This is a genomic window from Dyadobacter endophyticus, assembly GCF_014641595.1.
GTDB lineage: Bacteria > Bacteroidota > Bacteroidia > Cytophagales > Spirosomataceae > Dyadobacter > Dyadobacter endophyticus.
Genome location: NZ_BMIA01000002.1, coordinates 246,063 through 266,852, shown reverse-complemented (window position 1 = coordinate 266,852; position 20,790 = coordinate 246,063). Strand labels below are relative to the sequence as shown.

The following is a 20,790-nucleotide window of genomic DNA, read 5'->3' as shown; positions in this document are numbered from 1 at the left end:
TGTTTGTTAAATGACTGATCCTACTGGTTTTGGGCTTATTCACTTTTTTGGCACTCAATTTGTTATACCGAAACAGATTATATATTGGAACTGATTAAGCCCTGTTTTATAAATGAGAAGGAGTGATCTGGGTGAATTTGAAGAGGTCGTTCTGCTAGCGGTTGCAGCATTGTCGCCAAACGCTTACACGGTCGCCATTGCGGAGGAACTGGAACGCGAAACGGGTAATATGGTGACATCCGGTGCCGTGCACGCAGCCATGCAGCGCCTTGAACAAAAAGGCTATCTAAAATCTGTCTGGGGCGAAGCAACTGCGGAAAGGGGAGGTCGGAGGAAGCGGCTGTATGCAGTAACAGGCCTGGGCGGCCGAATTCTGGAAGAGGCAAGGGCGGTCCGCAACCGGTTATGGGACCGGATCCTGCCTACGATCCGTCTGGAATGGAACTGATCATCCTCTATTGCCATGAAATCAGAACAGTCTACGACAGATCAGCCACCCCGGTATCTTACAAGCGTTATAAAAATGCTTGTTGCTCCACACCAGCGTGAAGAAATATTAGGTGATTTGCAGGAGCGCTATGCGCGGCGGGTGCAGCTGCAGGGAGCCTCAAAAGCCAGGAGAAGGTACTGGCTGGAATCGCTGGCCTACATGCGCCCGGCGTTTATCAAGAGAAAAAAAACGGAATATCCTTCAACCGGGCGGCGATCCGCTTCTATTTATAGCCATGATATGATACGAAACTATTTCAAAATCGCGCTTCGCAACCTGAGGAGACAAAAAGTCTCCACCAGCATTAATGTAATTGGTTTAGCCATCGGATTGGCTACCTGCATACTGATCATGCTGTATGTGCAGGATGAATTGTCGTTTGATCGCTATAATGAGAAAGCGGACCGGATTTTCCGGGTCGGACTCAAGGTGCGGCTAAACGGTGAGGACGTTGGCGGACCTATGTTAGGCATTAGTGCTGCCCGGGACTTACAGCAGGAGTTTCCGGAAGTATTAAAAGCAACGCGTATCCGGAATCAGGGAGGTGAGTTTGTCAGCTACGGAACTACCTCATTTAAAGAAGAGTATCTGCTGAGTGTCGACTCCTCTTTTTTTGAAATATTCACCATTCCGTTTCTGAAAGGGGACCCGAAGCGGGCGCTGACCGAGCCAAACACCTTGGTATTGACCGAGGAAACCGCCCGGAAATACTTCGGTGATCAAGAGCCGATCGGGAAAGTATTGGTATTTGGTAGTGAAAAAACTCCCTATCGGATTACCGGAGTGGTCAGAAATGTACCAGTGAACTCTCATTTTCGGTTCAATATGCTGACTTCGTTAGCCGGTTATGACGAGCAGCATACCGGATGGATATATAGCATAAACTTCTATACCTATCTGCTTCTGCCCGAGAAATACGATTACAAAAAATTGGAGGCTAAAATTACCCGACTCGCTGAGAACCAGATTGGAGGTGAATTGCAGAGTTGGCTGAAACTCACCCCGAAACAGTTTCGTGAGAAGGGCGATGATTTCGGGGTTTTTCTCCAGCCGCTCACCGATATTCATTTGTATCCCCTGTCCAGCAGGGGCGAATTAATGCCGGGGGGAGATATTCGATATGTATATGTGCTTGCGGCTATTGCTGCATTTATGTTGCTGATAGCCTGTGTGAACTTCATGAACCTTTCGACGGCCACTGCGGTTGGGCGGTCGCGAGAGGTTGGGGTACGAAAAGTGCTGGGTTCGGTAAAAGGTCAATTGCAGCAGCAGTTTCTAATTGAGTCGGTCTTGCTGGCGGTTGTGGCATTGATGGTTGGATTGCTATTGGTGGGCGTGGCCCTGCCATTCTTTAATCAGTTGACAGGCAAGTTTCTTACCTTAAACTTATTGGCCAATTCACTTATAGCGGCCGGTTTAGTAGCGGGTACTGTGTTGGTAGGGGTGCTGGCAGGCAGTTACCCGGCTTTTTACCTGTCTTCCTTCAAGCCTGTTTTGGTATTAAAAGGGCGTGTTACAGCCGGACGTGGAAGCCTTAACCTCCGAAGTGGTTTAGTGGTGTTCCAATTTTTTGTCACTATTGCAATGATCATTGCTACCATTACCGCGGATCGGCAGTTGCGTTATATGCGAAGCCAGAAACTGGGCTATGACCGCGAACAGGTGCTGGTTATCCACGATACGCATATGCTTCGCAACAACGAAGCCGTATTTCGCGGCAATATCATTCAGTCTCCGCTGATCGTCATGGGTAGTATTTCGGGCCAGGTACCCGTTGGAAATTCAGCCATGGATACTTCCCCTATCATGTCCAAAGAAAATCCTGATCAAAGCGTCATGAGCCGTTTTTATTATGTGGATGATGCGTATATCCCTACCCTAGGGATGCGTGTGGTGCAGGGTCGTAATTTTTCAAAGAGCTTTTCTACCGATGCCTCCGCCGTTATTCTCAATGAGACGGCAGTACGGACGTTAGGCTGGCAAAAGAATCCGATTGGAAGAGAGCTGATCGGCCACACGGATGACAATGGTGTAAAGACCTATTACCGGGTAATTGGTGTTGTGGAAGACTTTCATTTTGAATCCCTGAAGCAGAAGATCGGGCCTCTAGTCATGTTTTTGGGGCGGAATTCAGGCAATATCCTGATCAAAACCCGTACTAATAAGCTTCCGCAGTTTCTCGCTTCGCTGAAGCAGAAGTGGGAGTCGTTTTCTCCCGCAGCCCCTTTCAGCTATTCGTTTTTAGATGACCGGTTTGAGCAGGTCTATGTCAGCGAGCAAAAAATAGAAAAGGTATTAACCCTTTTTTCAAGCCTGACTATCTTCATCGCTTGTTTAGGATTATTTGGATTGGCTACCTACACCGCCGAACAACGTACAAAAGAGATTGGTGTCCGGAAGGTGCTGGGCGCATCCATTAGCAGTGTGGTGGCATTGCTCTCAAAGGACTTTATCAAACTCATTCTGATAGCCCTGGTGCTGGCTTCCCCGATCGCCTGGTGGAGTTTGACCCAATGGCTGAATGATTTTGCGTACAAGATCACAATCGACTGGTGGATTTTCGCCCTGGCAGGGTTGCTGGCGATTGGGATTGCCTTGCTGACTGTGAGTTTTCAGAGCATTAAAGCTGCTATGATGAATCCTGTCAAAAGTTTACGTAGTGAATAGCACGACAAAGTCCAAAAAAAGGGGCCATTATGAGCAGCAGAGCCGGTTTCTACCCTTGGTATGATAGTTGACTTCCTTTCGGAGGGATCACACTAAATTTTTTTCATGACAATTCGCATCTACACAATTTTGATTTGCTTGACCGTCCTTGTGGATGTCAGTGCCCAAGACAAATTAACCGTTATCAAGGCCAAAGCACTCGTCGACGTTTGCAGCGGCCGACTGATTACAACTGCCCTGACTGTCACTCCCATACTGAAATCGGCCCGTTAGCAGTAGAGTTCGGTGGTACGTGAAATTTAATCACAGTGAATCTCCAGTAGGTAAATGTGAAGGATTTCTGTTAATTAAGTAATTGTCATTCAGTTGTTTCTAAGTATTTTGTGTGTTGGATTTTTGGCGGTATCATTCAAAAGTCCGGCTCTGTTGGCTAAGCCGAAGTCGTACCAGTAATGTACTGAAAAAACACCGGAAAGGGCTTTTTCGAAAGATCTAAAAACAAAAAAAGCCCTTCAACTTGCGTTGAAGGGCTTCCGTACCCAGAGCCGGAGTCGAACCGGCACGAGTGTAACCTCATTGGTGTTTGAGACCAACGCGTCTACCGATTCCGCCATCTGGGCATTCTCTTACTTGTTGGGAGTGCAAAAGTAGGCAGAAAAAGGTATTAAGCAAGCGTTACATGCAAAATTTCGATAGATTTTTAATGGAAAATGAGTGAGCAAGTGCTAACCGGCTTATTCATAACGCAATGCTTCGATCGGGTCGAGACGCGAGGCTTTGATGGCAGGGTAGATCCCCGAGAGCACGCCTACCATCACGCATATTGCAATACCCACTGCCATCCATAGCCATGGGACCACGAAAGTGCTGTTTTCGCTGATGACGCCGGTAATGGAATTGCCGACAATGATTCCCAGGATCAAACCGCCAATGCCGCCCAGGATGCATACCACGATGGCTTCGATCAAGAATTGCATGCGGATCACGCGCGGGGTGGCGCCAAGTGATTTCCGTATGCCTATTTCGCGCGTCCGTTCGGTAACTGATACCAGCATGATGTTCATCAATGCAATGGCAGCGCCGAGCAGTGTAACGGTGCCGATCACAAAGCCGCCGACGCGGAGGTAACCGCTGACTTCCGCAAAATCTTTCACCATAGCATCGGCGCGATCGATGGTAAACGAATCCTCCTTGCCAAGCTCGTCGTTGCGGATGCGGCGCATCATGCCGCGGGCTTCTTCCACGATCAGATCGCCGTCGGTGGCGTTAGGTGCCGAGGCGGTGATATTGTAGGTAAGCGTGCGGTTGGCGGCCAGGCCACGACCGCTTTCAAGCGGGATGAGGATGAGTCTGTCGGAGTTACTGTCGCCGCCAAGCGAGCCTTTTTTGCCCAAAACACCTATTACCTTATACCGGCTGCCCATGAACGTGATCTCCTTGTTGAGCGGGTCGTTTTGCTGGAAAAGTTTGCGCGCTATTTCTTGGCCCAATACTGCAACATTGAGCGATTTTTCGAGGTCATTCTTGTCAAGATTACGGCCGAGGTCGATCTTGTAGCCGTTAATGCCCAGGTATTGATCATCGGAGCCGACGACGTTGCTGTTCGGGTTGGTTTTAACGCTCCGGTAATTGACCTGTACTGCGCCGGCAATGTCAGCTGAAAGTGACGCGGTGGCCGCATAAGAGGCTTTAAATTTCTCGGCAAAGGTTTGTGCCTGGCGGTAGGTAACGGCCGGGTATTGTTTACTCCGGCGGCCTCCCCGGCGAAAGTTGTCGTCGTCGCGGTTGCGGACCGTGAATGTATTGGCGCCCAGGTCGGCGAAGCTGCTGTTGACAGACCCCTGAATGCCATCGATGGCCGTGAGTATTCCCACCAGGGAAGTAATGCCGATGGCGATGATCATAGCAGTAAGCACCGTCCGGAGCAGGTTACTCTGGATCGAACGCAGGCCTTCTTCGATATTTTCGCGTATTATCATGGCATTTAGAGCTGGTGCACCAGAAACAAGTTTTGGTCGTTAGTTATGGAGTCCGAAGAGCACCGTACGTCGGAAACCGGTACGGGTTTTGTGGTAGATTTCGGAACGTGACGGTTTCTTTATTATCTTTAATCTTTACCTGAATGTAAAACTGCGCATGAAAGTCGAAAGAATCAAACCAGTGATACGCCTCTACATCCCGCTCGTCATTTTTTTGATCGGCTCATTGAATGCTATGGCAAACCGCCTGCTGATCCCGATGGACGAGTCGCAAAAAAACCATTTGAAGGCTTACGGCATATCTTACTGGATACTGAAAAATTATGAAATGGAAATGGACTGGCTCCTCAATTACCGGGGCGGCAGTTTTATGGTTGCGTACAATCAGCAGTTTGCATCGGAAATGACGGTGCGCGGCGTGAGTTTCGAGGTCATCTCGGAGGGCCAGGCCGGACAGATTCTGAACCAGATCAGTGCGCCGGACGTGAACATGGACGCTGTGAAGCTACAAAAAGCACCCCGGATTGCGGTGTATTCTCCCAAATCCAAACTTCCGTGGGACGATGCCGTGACGCTCGTGCTTACCTATGCCGAGATTCCATACGACGTTGTTTATGATGATGAGGTATTGAATAACAAGCTCCCGGAATACGATTGGCTGCACCTACATCACGAGGACTTTACCGGTCAGTTTGGTAAATTCTTCCAGTATAAAGATTATCCCTGGTACCGCGAGCAGAAAAAGGAGGCGGAAGAAACCGCTGCTAAATTCCAGTTTAATAACGTGCCGCAAATGAAACTGGCGGTAGCGAAAAGGATCTCCGAGTTTGTATCCGGGGGCGGGTACATGTTCGCGATGTGCAATGCTACGGATACATTCGATATCGCACTCGCGGCCGACGGCGTCGATATTGTGGACGCAATGTACGACGGTACACCCGCCGACCCCTCTGCGAACGGAAAGCTGAACTACAATAATTCATTTGCATTCCAGGACTTCAAAACGATTCCATATCCCTATGAAATCGAGTTCTCGGATATCGATAACCAGCCCGACGAGCGGGGGATGATCGAAGCAAATGATTTTTTCTCGCTGTTCCAGTTTTCGGCCAAATGGGACCCGGTACCCAGCATGCTGACACAGAACCATCAGACCATGATCAAAGGTTTTCTGGGACAAACTACTGCATTTAAAAACCGCCTCATCAAACCGGAGGTAATTATCCTCGCAGAGAACAAAAATGCCAAAGAGGCGCGCTACATTCACAGTACGCATGGCAAAGGCTTCTTTACATTCTACGGCGGGCATGATCCGGAGGATTACCAGCACCGGGTAGGCGAGGAGCCCACCGATCTGAACCTCCACCCGAATTCAGCAGGGTACCGTTTGATTCTGAACAACATCCTTTTTCCAGCCGCGAAAAAGAAAAAATTGAAGACCTGACCGGAAAGTTAACAGCGGAAGAAATACGTTTGAAATCACACCGACCGTGCGTTATCGCACGGTTTTTTGTTTTTGTATTTTAATGTAAATGATTGATATATAGCTGGTTAAGTATTGGCACGGGTTTCGGATAAATAGTGGTGTATTAGCCATGAATTTTTTCCATTGAAAACCTCCAATCAAACCCACATGGATCGGGAAATCGCACCGGAATATGTCAAGCAAACCAGAAACCGCCGATGGCTGATCATCGGCGCCGTGGTATTGGTGCTGGCATCCCTGTTTTATTTTTTCAAAAAATCGCTTTCCAGCACGCTTGAAAGCGCACGCGTTAGAACGGGGACTGTCGAAACCGGCGATGTTGAAAACACGCTCACGGCTTCGGGGGAGATCATCCCGGCCTATGAGCAGATTTTCACCAGCCCTATCCGCGCGAGTATCAAACGCATTCTGCTCACACCGGGCACCCGCGTTCGGCCCGGGCAGGCCATTATAGAGCTCGATAAATCCCTGACTGAGATCGAATCCGAACGTTATGAAGACCAGCTCGAACTGAAAAAGAACAGCATCGATCAGTTGCGGATGAAGCTCAATAAGGACTTGTATGATGCCGAAATTAGCGACAAAATTAAATCGCTGAATATCAATAAGCTGAAAGCCGATTTTGAGGACGCCAAAAGGCTGCAAAAGGTCGGAGGGGGCACAGTCGAGGACATTACCCGTGCAGAGAATGCATTGAAAATCGCGGAACTTGAAAAGCAACAACTCGAAAACGACCTGAAATACAACCGCGAATCGATGAGCGCAAGCTTGCGCGAAACCGAGCTGGGCGCACAGATCGAGGGCAAGAATTTGCAGGAATTGCAGCATAAACTCAAAATGGCCGACATCATCGCCGATCGCCCGGGTGTGCTCACGTGGGTCAATGAGAATATCGGTTCATCGGTGAACGAGGGGGAAATGCTGGCGAAAGTGGCCGACCTCGGTAGTTTTCGGGTAGAAGGGAGTTGCTCGGACGTGTATGCCGAACAGGTAAAGGCCGGGCTTGAAGCTATTATCAAAATCAATGATGCCCAGTTGCGCGGCGTGATCACGCAGGTGAAGCCGGCTGTGAAGGATGGTGTGATCGGCTTCACGATCCAACTCGATAATGCGCGTAATGAATCGCTCAGGCCCAATATGAAGGTGGAAGTGTACGTGGTGACGAGCAAAAGCGCCAAAACATTGCGGGTCGCCAATGGTCCTGCGTTTACGGGTAAGCGGAAACAGTATGTATACGTCCTCGAAAACGGATCGGCGCGCAGGCGGGCGATAGAGACCGGCCTTTCCAATTTTGATTATGTTGAGATTAAAAGCGGGTTGAAACCGGGTGAAAAGGTTATCCTGATCAACATGAATGATTACGAACACCTCGAAGAGCTTACCATTCAATGACTATGAGAAAGCTTTTCATCTGGATTTTCGTCATACTTTCCGGTACTGTTTCAGCGCAAATCCGCAAGCTGACGCTCGAAGAAGTGGTGCAGCAATCTAAAGAACAATCCATTGCCTCCAAACAGGCCGTGACGCAGAAAAAGACTAATTACTGGCAGTACCGCTCGTTCCAGGCCGACTATAAGCCGCAATTGAGCCTGCTGGGCACAGTTCCTGGATTTACGCGCTCGTACATTCAGGTCGTGCAGCCCGACGGTACCGTTTCGTTCCAGCCGGTTTCGAATAACAACTCGACGCTTAACCTGTCGCTCAGCCAGAGTATCGCGATGACAGGCGGTACCGTGTATGTGCAGCAGCAAATGCAGCGCTTTGATGATTTTCAGCGCGATGTGACGCGTTACAATGGCATCCCTTTTGAGATAGGCATCAAGCAGCCGTTATTTCAGTACAATCCGCTGAAATGGGACAGAAAAATATCACCATTGAAATACCAGGAAGGCAACCAGCAATACATCCAGTCGCTTGAACAGATTGCATTGGATGCGACAGGCTTCTATTTTGACCTGCTGGTGGCACAGGTGAATTTGCAGATCGCGGAGAAGAACCGGAGTAACAACGATACTTTGTTCAAGATCGCAAGGCATAAGCTGGAATTGGGTAAAATCTCTCAAAACGACCTTTTGCAACTGCAAATGGGGCTGCTTACTGCGCAAAAAGACCTGGCGTCGGCCCAGCAAAGTGCCGCTGTGGCATCGCTGAAACTGAAAATGTACATGAGCTCGCGTGACGAGCGTGAGCTGGAATTGGGTATTCCTTCCGAAGCCGGAGAGTTTGCGATCGATCCGCAAATGGCGCTCGACGAAGCGTTTGCGAACCGATCGGCATCGGTAGCATTCCGGCGCAGGCTGCTCGAAGCCGAACGCGATGTGCAGGAGGCGAGGAAAAACAACGGCTTGAATGCAACTTTGAATGCCACGTTCGGGCTGTCGAACCAGGGAAACCTCCCGCGCGATGTGTACGTGAGCCCGCAGGATCGCGAGTTTGTGGAGCTGCAACTCACATTACCTATTATGACATGGGGCCGCAACAAGGCACGGACAGAGGTAGCCCGCGCGGCCCGGGAGTTTGCCCAGCAGTCGGTAGAACAGGATAAGCTTACTTTTGAACAGGAAATATTCACACAGGTAACCCTTTTACAAATGCTGCAAAAGCAGGTAAAACTCACGCGGGTGGCCGACGGCATTGCCGCCGACCGCTATCAGATCGCCAAGGAGCGTTTCATTCTCAGCGACCTCAGCGTAACCGACCTCGGCATTGCCACCCAGGAAAAAGACATCGCCCGACGCGATTATATCCTCGCATTGCGGGATTACTGGCAGGCGTATTACAGCCTGCGGCTGCTGACGCTTTATGATTTTGAGCGGGGGCGAAAGATTAGCTATTGACCGCGGACCGCCGACCGCGGAACGCCGATTAATGTTATTGATTTTGATTGCATATAAATATAAAACAAGAGACTCAGTCTCATCGTAAACAACCAGTCGGTGGTCGGTCATCGGCCGTCAAAAAAACAAAACGTCCAACATACAAGCAACGCGCCATGATCAAATTACAAAACGTAGAAAAAGTTTACCGTACCAGTTCCATCGAGACGCTGGCTTTGAACAACATCAATATCGATGTCAGGAAAGGAGAGTTTGTTTCGATCATGGGACCGTCAGGGTGCGGGAAGAGTACATTGCTGAACATTATTGGCCTGCTCGACGCGCCTTCGAAGGGACAGATCGAGATTGACGGCTCCCCGGTGGAGCGATATACCGACAAGCATCTGGCCGAACTACGCAACCGCAAGCTGGGCTTCATTTTTCAGAGCTTTCACCTGATAAACGATCTATCGGTGATAGATAACGTCGAAATTCCGCTGCTTTACAGGAATACGTCGGCTAAGCAACGCCGCGAGTTGGCGCAGGAAGCATTGGAAAAGGTGGGGTTGAGCAACCGGATGAAGCATTTTCCGAAGCAACTCTCGGGCGGGCAGAAGCAGCGCGTCGCTATCGCGCGGGCGATTGTAGGCAAGCCCGAAATCATACTCGCCGACGAACCTACGGGTAACCTCGACAGCGCCATGGGCAACGAAATTCTCGGCATCCTGCAAAAGCTGAACACCGACGGCGCAACGATCGTCATGGTGACCCACGACGAAGCGATGGCGAAAAAGACGGACAGGCTCATCAGGCTGTTTGACGGGACGCAGGTGAGTTAAATTATGAATGATCGCTCCGGCGACCTGGTCACTCAGTCATTCACTCATTCACTCATTCAATCATTGAACAATGCTATCAAACTACATCAAAATCGCCTGGAAGGTACTGCTGCGGCATCCTTTCTATACTTTCATCACGCTTTTCGGCATTACGCTAACGCTGACGGTGCTGATGGTAGTCACCTCGTTCCTCGACCACCTTTTCGGCCCGCATTATCCCGAGAACAAACGCGCACGGTCGTTATACATTGCCTCCGTAATACAGACCGATTCGGCCAATACAACGATGTCGTCGGGGCCCGCTTCCTTCGAGTTTCTGATGAAGTATGCAAAGTCGCTCAAATCGGTGGAACGCGTGGCGATAATGAGCAATTTTAGCTTCTCCAACGCTTACGCGAATGGAAAGCGGATCAAGTTGAATACCAAATACACCGATGTCGATTTCTGGTCCGTGACCGACTTTGAATTCCTCGAAGGTAAGCCTTATGATGAAACAAATATCCGAAATGCCGACCATGTGGCGGTTATTACAGATGCGTTGCGCGACCAATATTTTGGAAATGATGCGGAAACGGTGGTGGGAAAGACGATTGACATCGAGAATATTAACTTCCGGGTGATCGGGGTCGTGAAGGGCAGTCCTCCGACGCGGGTTTACACCTATTCGGATGTGTATTTCCCTTATACCGCCCCTAAAAGCAATTACGAAGGAAAGGGTATGCGTGGACGGTTCGTGGCTATTGTGCTGGCCAAAAAACCGTCCGATCTTCCGACCGTGCAGGCAGAATTCGATAGCTACATTGCCCGCATTCCGCGCTCCGATTATTCCAACAATAATCAGTTCAACGTCCTGATCGTCAAGGCTGATACCTATTTCGATCATTTCGTTACTATGTTCACACGCAGCGACAAAGACCGCATTACACTTTATGCGATCGTTGGGCTGGTGCTGCTGATGATCATGGGATTGCCGGCTGTGAACCTGGTCAATGTCAATGTAAGTCGCATTCTCGAACGCGCGTCGGAGATCGGCGTCAGGAAGGCATTCGGGGCGCCTTCGAAAGCGCTTTTGTGGCAGTTTATCATCGAAAACGTGTTCATTACCTTCATCGGAGGCGCATTTGCCCTGATACTCACTTTCCTGGTCATCCAATTCATCAATTCCAGCGGCTGGATCGCCTATGCGGATCTCACGATCAATCTGCCGGTGTTCCTGATCAGCATTTTAGTATGCCTTGTTTTCGGGTTACTGTCGGGCGTTTTACCGGCTTTCAGAATGTCGCGACTGAAAATAGCGGAAGCGCTGAAAGCGTGACGTTGATTCTCTCATTTTAACCCTGCAATAGCCATGCTACGACATCTTTTTAAATTGATATGGAATAAAAAAGGCACGCATTCCCTGCTTATCATCGAGATATGGGCTGCCTTTATGGTGCTTTTCGGCGTGCTCACGCTCATTGTTTTCAACCTGCGCAACTACCTGCAACCCATCGGCTTCCAATACGAACAGGTATGGAACCTTGAACTATCCTCCAACCAGGATACTACCGAACTGGCTCCAAAGTTACAACGTGTCCTACAACGCGTGCGGTCGTATTCCGAAGTAACGGTGGCCAGCCGTATGAGCAGCAATACACCCTTCTCGGCCAATCAGATCGGCAATTCGGTAACTTATAATAAGGTCGATGTGGGCGCTGATTTTTACTATACCGACAGTGAGCTTGCCAAAGTGCTGAATCTGCCGCTTAAAAAAGGCCGGTGGTATACCGACGCCGACCTGGTAGGAAAATATGTCCCGATCGTGATTAACCAGGCGATGGAAGACAAGCTGTTTCAAAATGAATCGGGGCTGAATAAGGTCGTCAAACGTGACGATAAGACTTTCTATAAGGTGGTAGGCGTTGTCGATAGGTTCAAGGCTAAGGGGCAGTTTATGTCGGATACACCCGGGCTTTTTCAGCTCCTGGAAAAAAACGACCGCTGGAATTCGAATATCCTTATCAAAACCAAAGCGGGTACGGACGCGAACTTCGAAGCGCGGCTCGTGAAGGACGTCGCGATGATGTTACCCGGCTGGGGTGTGGAAGTAGGTTACCTCAAAGATTCGCGTAAAAATCGGGAGAACTTGACGCTCGTGCCGGTGCTGATATTTCTGATAGTCAGCGGGTTTTTGCTGACAAATGTTGCATTGGGCCTCTTCGGTGTGCTCAACCTGAATATCTCGAAACGCAAAGGCGAAATCGGGCTGCGCCGCGCCATGGGAGCCACGGAAGCCAAGGTTACCGGCCAGTTTCTGGGCGAAATATGGGTACTGGCTACTTTCAGCCTTGTTATTGGCCTTATGTTTGCCGTCCAGTTCCCGCTCATGAACGTTTTTGACCTCGATAAAGAAATTTACATCATAGCGATCTTGGCCGCCGTCGCAGTAATTTATATCATTGTAACCCTATGCGCCTGGTTCCCCAGCAAGCAAGCCGCGAAGATACATCCGGCGGTGGCATTGCATGAGGAGTAATGATTCAGTCATTCAAAATTAACACCGCCAATGCTCCTTATCGTAGACGACGACCTTGCTATCCGCACTTCCCTGATGCTCCTTTTGAAGAAGGAAGGGTTTGAGGTGCGCGGGGCCGGTTCACCGGAGGAAACTTTTGAAATACTGAAAGCGGCAACTCCCGAACTTGTTTTGCTCGACCTTAATTTTTCGATCGAAACATCAGGAAAGGAGGGAATGCACCTGTTGCAGCGCATTAAGAAGCATAATGCAACGATTCCAGTGATTTTGATTACCGGATGGGGGACGATCGACCTGGCTGTGCGGGGTATGAAGGAAGGCGCCGCCGATTTCGTGACCAAACCCTGGCAGAACGATTACCTGATCCAGTCCATCCGTACGATCCTCAACCTGGCCAAACCAGCTCAGCAGGCGGGAAGCCGGCGGAAATTAGACCAGCAATATCATTTTGAAAACATTGTAGGAGAAGATCCGAAGCTGCTTGATATCCTTGAAACAATAGGCCGGGTTGCGCCTACGGATGCACCAGTACTCATTACGGGCGAGAGCGGCACGGGAAAGGAGCTGGTCGCCGAAGCCATCCATTTGAATAGCCGACGGAAAGTGCGGCCATTTGTAAAAGTGAACCTCGGCGGGATTTCTTCGACATTGTTTGAGAGCGAGCTGTTCGGCCACGTACGGGGTGCATTCACGGATGCCAAAACCGACCGCATGGGCCGTTTTGAAATGGCCCACAGGGGGACGATTTTCCTGGATGAGATCGGGGAGCTGGATCTTGCTAGCCAGGTGAAGTTGTTGCGCGTGTTGCAGGAGCGTACATTCGAGCCGTTGGGCAGCAGCAAAAGCCGCACCGTGGATGTGCGGGTTATCTGTGCTACCAACCGTAACCTGGAAGAAATGGTGGCGCAAGGGACGTTCCGGGAGGATCTTTATTACCGCATTAACCTTATTACCGTCAAACTTCCCGCGTTGCGAGAGCGGCCGGACGATATTCCATTATTGTCGGCGTTTTTTGCAAATAACCTGAAAACGATTTACAACCGGCCCGAGCTGAAAATCAGCAATGCAGCTTTGAAATGGCTTGGAACACTGCCGTTACAAGGTAATATCCGTCAGCTCAAAAACTTGGTGGAACGCACGGTACTGCTGGCCGGAAACAGCGTACTCGACGTCGACGATTTCCAGCGCAACCTCAACGCAGGTAATGCCGCCTCGGCGCAGAAGCAGGTCCCGGAAGTAGGCAGCATAACATTGGAAGAAATGGAGTATCAGATGATCGTCAGGGCGATGCAACACCATCAGAACAAGGTAAGCAAGGTTGCCCGCTCGCTGGGCATCACCCGTTTTGCATTGTACAGGCGGTTGGAGAAATTTGGCATATCCTTTGATTCGGAAGAGGTATGAGGTTATCTACCAGGACGAAATACATTGCCTACATCGCGATCCTGCACCTGGTGCTGATCCTGCTGGTTTACAAATTACTTTTTGAAAACAAGGCGCTTTTTATTGCGTCAGAAGTTTTTCTGCTGCTGTCGGCGGGTGCGTCAGTCGTTCTTTACAACAATTTTATGCAACCTATCCAATTTGTGAAGTCCGGAATCGAGGCCATTAAGGACAAAGACTTTTCGATCAAGTTCGTCCCGACGGGCAAAGGGGAAGTCGATGTGCTGATCGAGGTTTACAATATGATGATCGATCAGTTGCGAGAGGAACGTATCAAGCTCAACGAGCAGCATTTCTTTTTGGAAAAACTCATTGAAGCATCACCCATTTCCATCATTATCCTCGACTACGACGACCGGATCGAGTCGCTCAATAGCAAAGGGAAGAGCCAGTTAGAGCAGGATAACAACGCGTTGATCGGTAAAAAGCTGACAGAAACCGACCTTCCGCTGCTCACCGAACTGGCGGGGATTCTCGATGGAGAGTCCAGGATGGTCAAGACCAACGGTATTACCACATTCAAGGCACAGCGCTCGCATTTCATGGACCGTGGCTTCCGGCGTTCATTTTTGATGATTGAGGAGTTAACCAATGAGATTCTGGAATCGGAGAAGAATGCTTATGGTAAGGTGATCAGAATGATGGCCCATGAGGTGAATAACACCCTGGGCGCCACTGATTCGATTTTGCAGACTACGACGCATCTGCTGCCCGATGCCGATTACGGCGACATTAAGGACGCATTGCATATCGCGTCGGAGCGAAACCAGCAGCTCACGCGCTTCATGCGCAACTTCGCGGATGTAGTGCGCCTGCCGTCGCCTATGCCCGAACGCACGGATATGGGTGCGCTCGTGCGTGATGTGACCGTGTTTATGCAGAATGCGGCTTCCGTCCGCAATGTAAAAGTGATGAGCGAATCGCAGGAAAATGTGTTTTGGATGGTCGACAAAGGCCAAATGGAGCAGGTACTGATCAACGTGATCAAGAATGCGGTGGAGGCTTGCGAAAGCGGGCAGGAAGTGCATATCTCCGCAACCTCTTCCCGTGTTGTGATACGAAACAACGGTAAGCCGATCGATCAGGAGGTGAGTTCCAAGCTATTTAACCCTTTTTTCAGCACCAAACGCGACGGTCAGGGCATCGGTCTCACGTTAACCCGTGAAATACTCGGTAACCACGGCTTTGATTTTGCATTGGAAACAGGTCCCGACGGCTGGACGGAGTTCCTTATCGAGAAATAGGCAATTAGCGCTTGCGAATGCGAATGGCAAAAGCTTTCGCCGGGTTAGTGACCATTAATGTGTGAATATCGGTGTCGGTAAATCCGTGTTCTTTCAATGCGGGAACCAGCTTGTCGGAAATCGTCGTGAAGCCGCGAAACGCTCCGCCATCAGGCTCTCCGGGTCGGTACCAGCCGGCGTCGTGTGAAATCAGCACCTGGCCCAGCCTGCGCTTGTTTTTTAGGAAAGAAATCCATTCCACATGTTTGCCGATATTCTCCGTATTCACGCCATCGAGGCTGATCCAACAGCCACTTTGGCCTACATTTTCCAGCTCTTCTGCGCTCCCGCTCGCGTGTACCCACACGAACGCGGACGGATGCACGCCCGATTGCATTAATATCTCAATTTCCTCACGCGCAGGTAATGCGGGACCCGTATGCGAGCATATGGTAAGCCCGGTTTTCAGATGCGTAAGCGCTGCCGCCCTGATCAGCTTTTGATGAAGCTCCGACAACTTGCCGTTATTGACGCCGGTTTTGATAAACCCGGGGCGAATGCCAGTTCCTTCAATTCCTTTTTCAAACTCCGTGATCCAGCGTGCCGCGAGTTGTTCTGCTGTTTCTGTGAATGCCCACTTAGGTAAATACTTATTATCCGAAGCGCCGTAATATCCGGTATTGGTCAGAATATTCAGCCCGGATAGCTCGGAAAGCTTTTTCAGCAAAATTACATCCCTGCCAATGAATGCGGGCGTGCATTCAACAAGCGTTTGAATGCCTCGCTGTTTGATTTTCAGCAAATAGGGCAGGACCTTCCGTATTACCTCATCGTGCCTCCATCGATCTGGTGAAATTTTGTCTGCACCGATGAAATCGACTAACACGTGTTCGTGGACTAATGCAGGACCGAGTTTGGAAACGGCGATTTTGCCCTGGACGGAATACGTGTAGGGAGGCTCGGCGAGGGCGACGCCCGTTATAATGGGGGCTGCTCCTAGTGTTGCCAGGAAATGTCGGCGTGAGATGTGGATGGCCATAGTCAACCTAAAAGGGCTGGCAACGGCCTATCTCCTTTACTCAATGATAACAAACGGCGTAGGACTAAACGAAATCACGAAAATAATAAACGCGATTACCCCCAAAATCATCCGGCGGGAGTCCAGCGGGGTGTTGTCTTCCGTATCAGGATGGCGGATGCCGAGGAAGCGGCCGAGGATGAGTACAAACGGTAGCAAATTGACCGAGCCGTCCCAATCCGGGCGAATGTAGGTCACGGCGAACTGGCCGACTACGATCAGCAGACTGATCATCAGCGCCGTCGAGGAGTTATCGAATGCGCGTTTGAAACAGATATAGAGGAAATAAACGTAGATCGCAAGGTAGAACAGCCGCTCGTAAAACACAGCATCACTGCCGGTAGCGAAGGATTCGGTGCGGAACATCCCCAATCCTGCGTAAAACGCGAAAATTCCGAACAGTACCGGAGCAACGAAGTTAAAGCGTTTCTTGCCGATCATACCGTAGAGAATGTGCCCTCCATCCAGCTGGCCGATGGGGATCAGGTTCAGCGAAGTGAAAAACAATGCGAGGTAACCTGCGAAAAGGTATGGATAATGGATAATCTCGTAGGCATGCGGCAGGCGGGCGGGATCGGCTACGTAGTTTTTGAAAAACCAGAACAGGATATTGTCGCCAAGTATCAGGTTACCGGCTGGATTTTCGTAGGCGAATTGCGGGTAATTCAGCCCAAAGCGCTCATACTCGGGATGTATTTTGAAAATATAATCCGGCGGAGGCAAATGGGTGAAGCCGTACCAAAGCACAGCGAGTGCTGCCACAAAGCCCGCCAGCGGCCCCGCAATGCCGATGTCGAAGAATTTCACACGTGATTTAACAGCCTCTTTAATCCTGATAAACGCGCCGAGTGTTCCAATGCTTTGCGAAATACCAAACCAGAGCGGAATGTAGAATGGCAGTGTGACCTTCACTTTATGCGCCTTAGCCACAAAATAATGCCCGAATTCGTGTATCGTCAGGATCAGCAAGAAAGGGATCGAAAAATGAAAGCCCTGCACAAACTCCGTCCAGCCCATTGGCTTGGTGGGAATAGGTACTTCCTTGCCTTCCTGCTTGCCGATCAGGAAAAAGAAAATGTCGTAAACAAAACCAAAAATGTTCCCGAACATCCATTCGGCACCGGCCATCGTCGTGGTGATGATGGTGATGATAAATAATGCTGCCTGAATGATGTGGGTCCGTGTGTTAGACTGCATAGTCTTTGAGGTATTCCAGAATGGTGACCGGCTTTTGGACGTGGATGGTTTCGATACCGAGTTGTGCCGCGCCGCGGATATTATCCGCGTTGTCGTCGAGGAAAAGCGTTTCCTCCGCTTTCAGCCCGGCTTGATCGAGTACGTCCTGGTAAATACGGGTATCGGGCTTCATCAAGCCCATTTCGTAAGAAAGAAAGACGGTTTCGAACAAATCTTCAAGCTTTTCGACGCCCGTCGATGCTTCCAGGATCTTGTTGACCTGGGTAATGTGGATCGAACTCGTGTTGCTGAGCAGGAACAGCCGGTATTGGGTAGCCAGCTTTCTGAGCAGCTCCACGCGCTCGGGCGGGAGGTCGAGCAGGAGACTGTTCCATGCGGTGTCGATGGCTTCGTCCGATAGATCAGGAAAGTTCAAAATTTCGCGCACATAATTCCGGAAGGTGGATTCGTCCATCGATCCGGTTTCAAACTGGCGGAAAAGTTCATTCTCTTTGAATATGGTGATGATCTCGCTCTGTTCCAGCCCGCTCAAATCGGCGAATGACTTGGAGGCAATGGGCACGTCGATATTGAGAATGACGTCACCGAGGTCGAAAATGATATTCTTGATCTTGTCGTTTTTCATGGATATTGTTACGCTTCAACTACCACACCCATTGCACAGAATTTATCGATACGCTGATCGATCCGGTCTTGCTCACCGATTGCTGCCAGTTCGGCAATATTTTCGAGAATTGTTCTTTTCAGCTCGTCGGCCATCCACTTGTGGTCGAGGTGGGCACCACCCAGCGGCTCGGCGATGATACCGTCTACCAGTTTGTAGTTGGTCATATCCTTGGCCGTGATCTTCATCGCTTCGGCAGCCTGCTCTTTGAAATCCCAGCTTCTCCAAAGGATCGCAGAGCAGTTTTCGGGGGAAATTACAGAATACCAGGTGTTCTCAAGCATCAGTACGCGGTCGCCGATAGCAATCCCCAATGCACCGCCGGAAGCGCCTTCGCCGATCACGATACAGATCACAGGCACTTTCAGCATAAACATTTCTTTCAGGTTGCGCGCGATCGCCTCGCCTTGTCCGCGCTCTTCTGCTTCCATGCCTGGGAATGCACCCGGTGTGTCGATCAGGGTTACGATAGGCTTGTTGAACTTTTCAGCCAGTTTCATCAGGCGTAATGCCTTGCGATAACCTTCCGGGTTAGGCATACCGAAATTCCGGTGCTGGCGTTGCTTGGTGTTGCGGCCTTTTTGTTGCCCGATCAGCATGAACGACTGTCCGCCGACATTGGCCAAGCCACCGATAATAGCCGGATCGTCGCGAACCTGGCGGTCGCCGTGCAGTTCGATAAATTCGTCGCAGATCAGTTCGATGTAGTCAAGCGTGTAGGGACGGTCGGGGTGACGTGAAAGCTGCACACGCTGCCAGCGCGTGAGGTTTTCAAATATTTCTTTTCGAAGGTTGGTGATGTTGCCTTCCAGCAACGCAATGGCATCCGAAAAATCTACATTGTTTTCTTGCGCCAGCGCTTTCATTTCTTCGAGCTTGCGTTCGAGCTCGGCCATAGGCTTTTCAAAATCCAGGTATGTTCTCATAATTCAGGTTCTGGTGATTAGTGGGCGGGAATCGGGGGCAGTCAGAGTTCGTACGTAGTGCCCCTTAACGGCGTTTCCACCGAATGATAGCCGATTTCTTGAATTTTACTTTGGAATTCAGCCATACTTTGCTGCTCTCCGTGGACGAGGAAAATGCGTTTCAGTTTTTCCGGATCCTGCATTTTTACAAAATTAATTAAGTCGTTTTGGTCTCCGTGGCCGCTAAATACGTCAATTTTTTCAATATTAGCCAAGACCGGATACTGCTTTCCGCGAATAGAGATCGTGTCCTGGCCGTTCAAAAGCCGCCAGCCGAGGGTCCCTTCCGAGGCATAGCCGATCATCAGGATCGTAGCATAAGGATTGCCGATATTAGCCTCCACGTGCGCCTCCACGCGTCCGCCCTGTACCATGCCCGACGAGGAAATGATAATGCAAGGCTCGTTATAGTTCGAAACGGCGCGGCTGGCTTCGGAGCTTTCGAGGTAGATCAGGTTTTCGAAGTCGAAAAGCATGTCATTTTCTTCCTTAAAGTCGCGCGCCTCCTTGTTGAGCATCCGGGAATGTTTCTGGTAAACCTTGGTGCTGCTATGTGCCAAAGGGCTGTCGGAGAATACTTTAATATAAGGGAATGAGCGATCGAGGTAAAGCTTATTGAGCGTATAAAGCAATGCCTGTGTGCGTCCAACGCTGAACGATGGGATAATGAGCCTGCCCGGAATATCGATGCAGGTACGTTTGATGACGTCGGCCAGCGTTTCCACAGTCCCGCGCTGGTCTTCGTGCAGGCGGTTTCCATAAGTAGATTCACAAATCAGGTAATCCACCTGAGGGATTTCCTGGGGGTCGGTCAGCAGCGGATAGTTCTTCCGGCCAATGTCACCCGAGAAGCAGAGCCGCTTTTTCTCGCCATCTTCGTACACTTCCAGTACAATATGTGCAGCACCAAGCAAGTGGCCGGCGGCATAATAAATGACCGTCACATTGTCGGCAATACGGTAACGCTGTCCGAATGCCACGGGCACGAAGTTGTCCAATGCCTCGATCACATGTTTTTCAACATAATAATCCATGGGCACTTCGCGCTTTTTCTTACCGCTTCGTTTCTTGGAGTTAACCCGCGAATTAAGTCGCTTCTGGTGCAGATTGGCCGCGTCTTTCAGCAAAAGCGAGGTCAGCGCCATGGTAGGCTCGGTACAAACCACCCGTCCTTCGAAACCCTCCTTGTACAGGTTGGGAATGTTACCAGAGTGGTCGATGTGCGCGTGTGTGAGCAGTACGGTGTTGATCAGGCTGGGTTCAAACGGGAAAACGCTTTTCTGCTGTTCGTATCTTGTTTTCTTGCCGATCTCATCCAGATCAAAATCGGAGCCACAGTCGATCAGGATGCGATAGTCGTCCGATTCTAAAAGGAACATACTACCTGTGACCTGCTGTGAAGCCCCCCAAAATGTCAATTTCATATAA

16 protein-coding genes and 1 tRNA gene are annotated in these 20,790 nt (G+C 50.1%); 10 read left to right on the top strand and 7 right to left on the bottom strand.

Annotated elements, in window-relative coordinates:
* Positions 1-112 precede the first annotated feature (112 nt).
* Both IEY24_RS13205 and IEY24_RS13200 read left to right on the top strand, forming a co-directional pair.
* A complete protein-coding gene (locus IEY24_RS13205; protein WP_188932761.1) occupies positions 113-448 on the top strand; it encodes a PadR family transcriptional regulator in 336 nt (111 codons plus the stop codon).
* Between the two features lie 15 nt (positions 449-463).
* Complete coding sequence (locus IEY24_RS13200) at positions 464-3,157, top strand: ABC transporter permease (RefSeq protein ID WP_262892408.1); 2,694 nt, start codon at positions 464-466, stop codon at positions 3,155-3,157.
* 536 nt (positions 3,158-3,693) lie between these two features.
* On the opposite strand, the gene IEY24_RS13195 is transcribed toward IEY24_RS13200, so the two are convergent.
* Both IEY24_RS13195 and IEY24_RS13190 read right to left on the bottom strand, forming a co-directional pair.
* A tRNA-Leu gene (locus IEY24_RS13195) sits at positions 3,694-3,777 on the bottom strand.
* 114 nt (positions 3,778-3,891) lie between these two features.
* Positions 3,892-5,136, bottom strand: a complete 1,245-nt coding sequence (locus IEY24_RS13190; protein WP_188932759.1) for an ABC transporter permease — start codon at positions 5,134-5,136, stop codon at positions 3,892-3,894.
* 157 nt (positions 5,137-5,293) lie between these two features.
* On the opposite strand from IEY24_RS13190, the gene IEY24_RS13185 reads away from it, so the two are divergent.
* From IEY24_RS13185 to IEY24_RS13150, 8 genes are all read left to right on the top strand, one after another.
* Positions 5,294-6,580, top strand: coding sequence for an asparagine synthetase B (locus IEY24_RS13185; RefSeq protein ID WP_229222226.1), 1,287 nt, complete (start codon positions 5,294-5,296; stop codon positions 6,578-6,580).
* Positions 6,581-6,769: 189 nt separating this feature from the next.
* Positions 6,770-8,014 (top strand): efflux RND transporter periplasmic adaptor subunit, encoded by a 1,245-nt coding sequence (locus IEY24_RS13180; protein ID WP_188932757.1) that lies wholly within the window; start codon positions 6,770-6,772, stop codon positions 8,012-8,014.
* Positions 8,011-9,459 carry a TolC family protein gene (locus IEY24_RS13175; RefSeq protein WP_188932755.1) on the top strand — a complete coding sequence of 483 codons (1,449 nt, stop codon included), beginning with the start codon at positions 8,011-8,013 and terminating at the stop codon, positions 9,457-9,459. Before IEY24_RS13180 ends, IEY24_RS13175 begins: the two co-directional genes overlap by 4 nt.
* A 155-nt stretch (positions 9,460-9,614) precedes the next feature.
* Positions 9,615-10,277, top strand: coding sequence for an ABC transporter ATP-binding protein (locus IEY24_RS13170; RefSeq protein WP_188932753.1), 663 nt, complete (start codon positions 9,615-9,617; stop codon positions 10,275-10,277).
* Positions 10,278-10,347: 70 nt separating this feature from the next.
* Complete coding sequence (locus IEY24_RS13165) at positions 10,348-11,592, top strand: ABC transporter permease (RefSeq protein ID WP_188932752.1); 1,245 nt, start codon at positions 10,348-10,350, stop codon at positions 11,590-11,592.
* Positions 11,593-11,625: 33 nt separating this feature from the next.
* Complete coding sequence (locus IEY24_RS13160; protein ID WP_188932751.1) at positions 11,626-12,792, top strand: ABC transporter permease; 1,167 nt, start codon at positions 11,626-11,628, stop codon at positions 12,790-12,792.
* Between the two features lie 30 nt (positions 12,793-12,822).
* Positions 12,823-14,196, top strand: coding sequence for a sigma-54-dependent transcriptional regulator (locus tag IEY24_RS13155; RefSeq protein WP_188932750.1), 1,374 nt, complete (start codon positions 12,823-12,825; stop codon positions 14,194-14,196).
* Positions 14,193-15,479, top strand: a complete 1,287-nt coding sequence (locus IEY24_RS13150) for a sensor histidine kinase (protein WP_188932749.1) — start codon at positions 14,193-14,195, stop codon at positions 15,477-15,479. Before IEY24_RS13155 ends, IEY24_RS13150 begins: the two co-directional genes overlap by 4 nt.
* Positions 15,480-15,483: 4 nt before the next feature.
* On the opposite strand, the gene IEY24_RS13145 is transcribed toward IEY24_RS13150, so the two are convergent.
* From IEY24_RS13145 to IEY24_RS13125, 5 genes are read right to left on the bottom strand one after another with little or no spacing between them, the layout of a single operon-like run.
* Positions 15,484-16,497, bottom strand: a complete 1,014-nt coding sequence (locus IEY24_RS13145; RefSeq protein WP_188932748.1) for a phosphotriesterase family protein — start codon at positions 16,495-16,497, stop codon at positions 15,484-15,486.
* A gap of 36 nt (positions 16,498-16,533) precedes the next feature.
* On the bottom strand, positions 16,534-17,733 hold the full coding sequence (locus tag IEY24_RS13140; RefSeq protein ID WP_188932746.1) for a site-2 protease family protein: 1,200 nt from the start codon (positions 17,731-17,733) through the stop codon (positions 16,534-16,536).
* Positions 17,723-18,358, bottom strand: coding sequence for an HAD family hydrolase (locus tag IEY24_RS13135; RefSeq protein WP_188932745.1), 636 nt, complete (start codon positions 18,356-18,358; stop codon positions 17,723-17,725). Before IEY24_RS13135 ends, IEY24_RS13140 begins: the two co-directional genes overlap by 11 nt.
* Positions 18,359-18,366: 8 nt before the next feature.
* Positions 18,367-19,323 carry an acetyl-CoA carboxylase carboxyltransferase subunit alpha gene (locus IEY24_RS13130; protein ID WP_188932744.1) on the bottom strand — a complete coding sequence of 319 codons (957 nt, stop codon included), beginning with the start codon at positions 19,321-19,323 and terminating at the stop codon, positions 18,367-18,369.
* A gap of 41 nt (positions 19,324-19,364) precedes the next feature.
* Positions 19,365-20,786, bottom strand: coding sequence for an MBL fold metallo-hydrolase RNA specificity domain-containing protein (locus tag IEY24_RS13125; RefSeq protein ID WP_188932743.1), 1,422 nt, complete (start codon positions 20,784-20,786; stop codon positions 19,365-19,367).
* Positions 20,787-20,790 lie beyond the last annotated feature (4 nt).

Bases quoted from the DNA above. Each gene is read 5' to 3' on its own strand.
- IEY24_RS13205 (WP_188932761.1), top strand. From the start codon at position 113: ATGAGAAGGAGTGATCTGGGTGAATTTGAAGAGGTCGTTCTGCTAGCG.
- IEY24_RS13200 (WP_262892408.1), top strand. From the start codon at position 464: ATGAAATCAGAACAGTCTACGACAGATCAGCCACCCCGGTATCTTACA.
- IEY24_RS13190 (WP_188932759.1), bottom strand. From the start codon at position 5,136: ATGATAATACGCGAAAATATCGAAGAAGGCCTGCGTTCGATCCAGAGT.
- IEY24_RS13185 (WP_229222226.1), top strand. From the start codon at position 5,294: ATGAAAGTCGAAAGAATCAAACCAGTGATACGCCTCTACATCCCGCTC.
- IEY24_RS13180 (WP_188932757.1), top strand. From the start codon at position 6,770: ATGGATCGGGAAATCGCACCGGAATATGTCAAGCAAACCAGAAACCGC.
- IEY24_RS13175 (WP_188932755.1), top strand. From the start codon at position 8,011: ATGACTATGAGAAAGCTTTTCATCTGGATTTTCGTCATACTTTCCGGT.
- IEY24_RS13170 (WP_188932753.1), top strand. From the start codon at position 9,615: ATGATCAAATTACAAAACGTAGAAAAAGTTTACCGTACCAGTTCCATC.
- IEY24_RS13165 (WP_188932752.1), top strand. From the start codon at position 10,348: ATGCTATCAAACTACATCAAAATCGCCTGGAAGGTACTGCTGCGGCAT.
- IEY24_RS13160 (WP_188932751.1), top strand. From the start codon at position 11,626: ATGCTACGACATCTTTTTAAATTGATATGGAATAAAAAAGGCACGCAT.
- IEY24_RS13155 (WP_188932750.1), top strand. From the start codon at position 12,823: ATGCTCCTTATCGTAGACGACGACCTTGCTATCCGCACTTCCCTGATG.
- IEY24_RS13150 (WP_188932749.1), top strand. From the start codon at position 14,193: ATGAGGTTATCTACCAGGACGAAATACATTGCCTACATCGCGATCCTG.
- IEY24_RS13145 (WP_188932748.1), bottom strand. From the start codon at position 16,497: ATGGCCATCCACATCTCACGCCGACATTTCCTGGCAACACTAGGAGCA.
- IEY24_RS13140 (WP_188932746.1), bottom strand. From the start codon at position 17,733: ATGCAGTCTAACACACGGACCCACATCATTCAGGCAGCATTATTTATC.
- IEY24_RS13135 (WP_188932745.1), bottom strand. From the start codon at position 18,358: ATGAAAAACGACAAGATCAAGAATATCATTTTCGACCTCGGTGACGTC.
- IEY24_RS13130 (WP_188932744.1), bottom strand. From the start codon at position 19,323: ATGAGAACATACCTGGATTTTGAAAAGCCTATGGCCGAGCTCGAACGC.
- IEY24_RS13125 (WP_188932743.1), bottom strand. From the start codon at position 20,786: ATGAAATTGACATTTTGGGGGGCTTCACAGCAGGTCACAGGTAGTATG.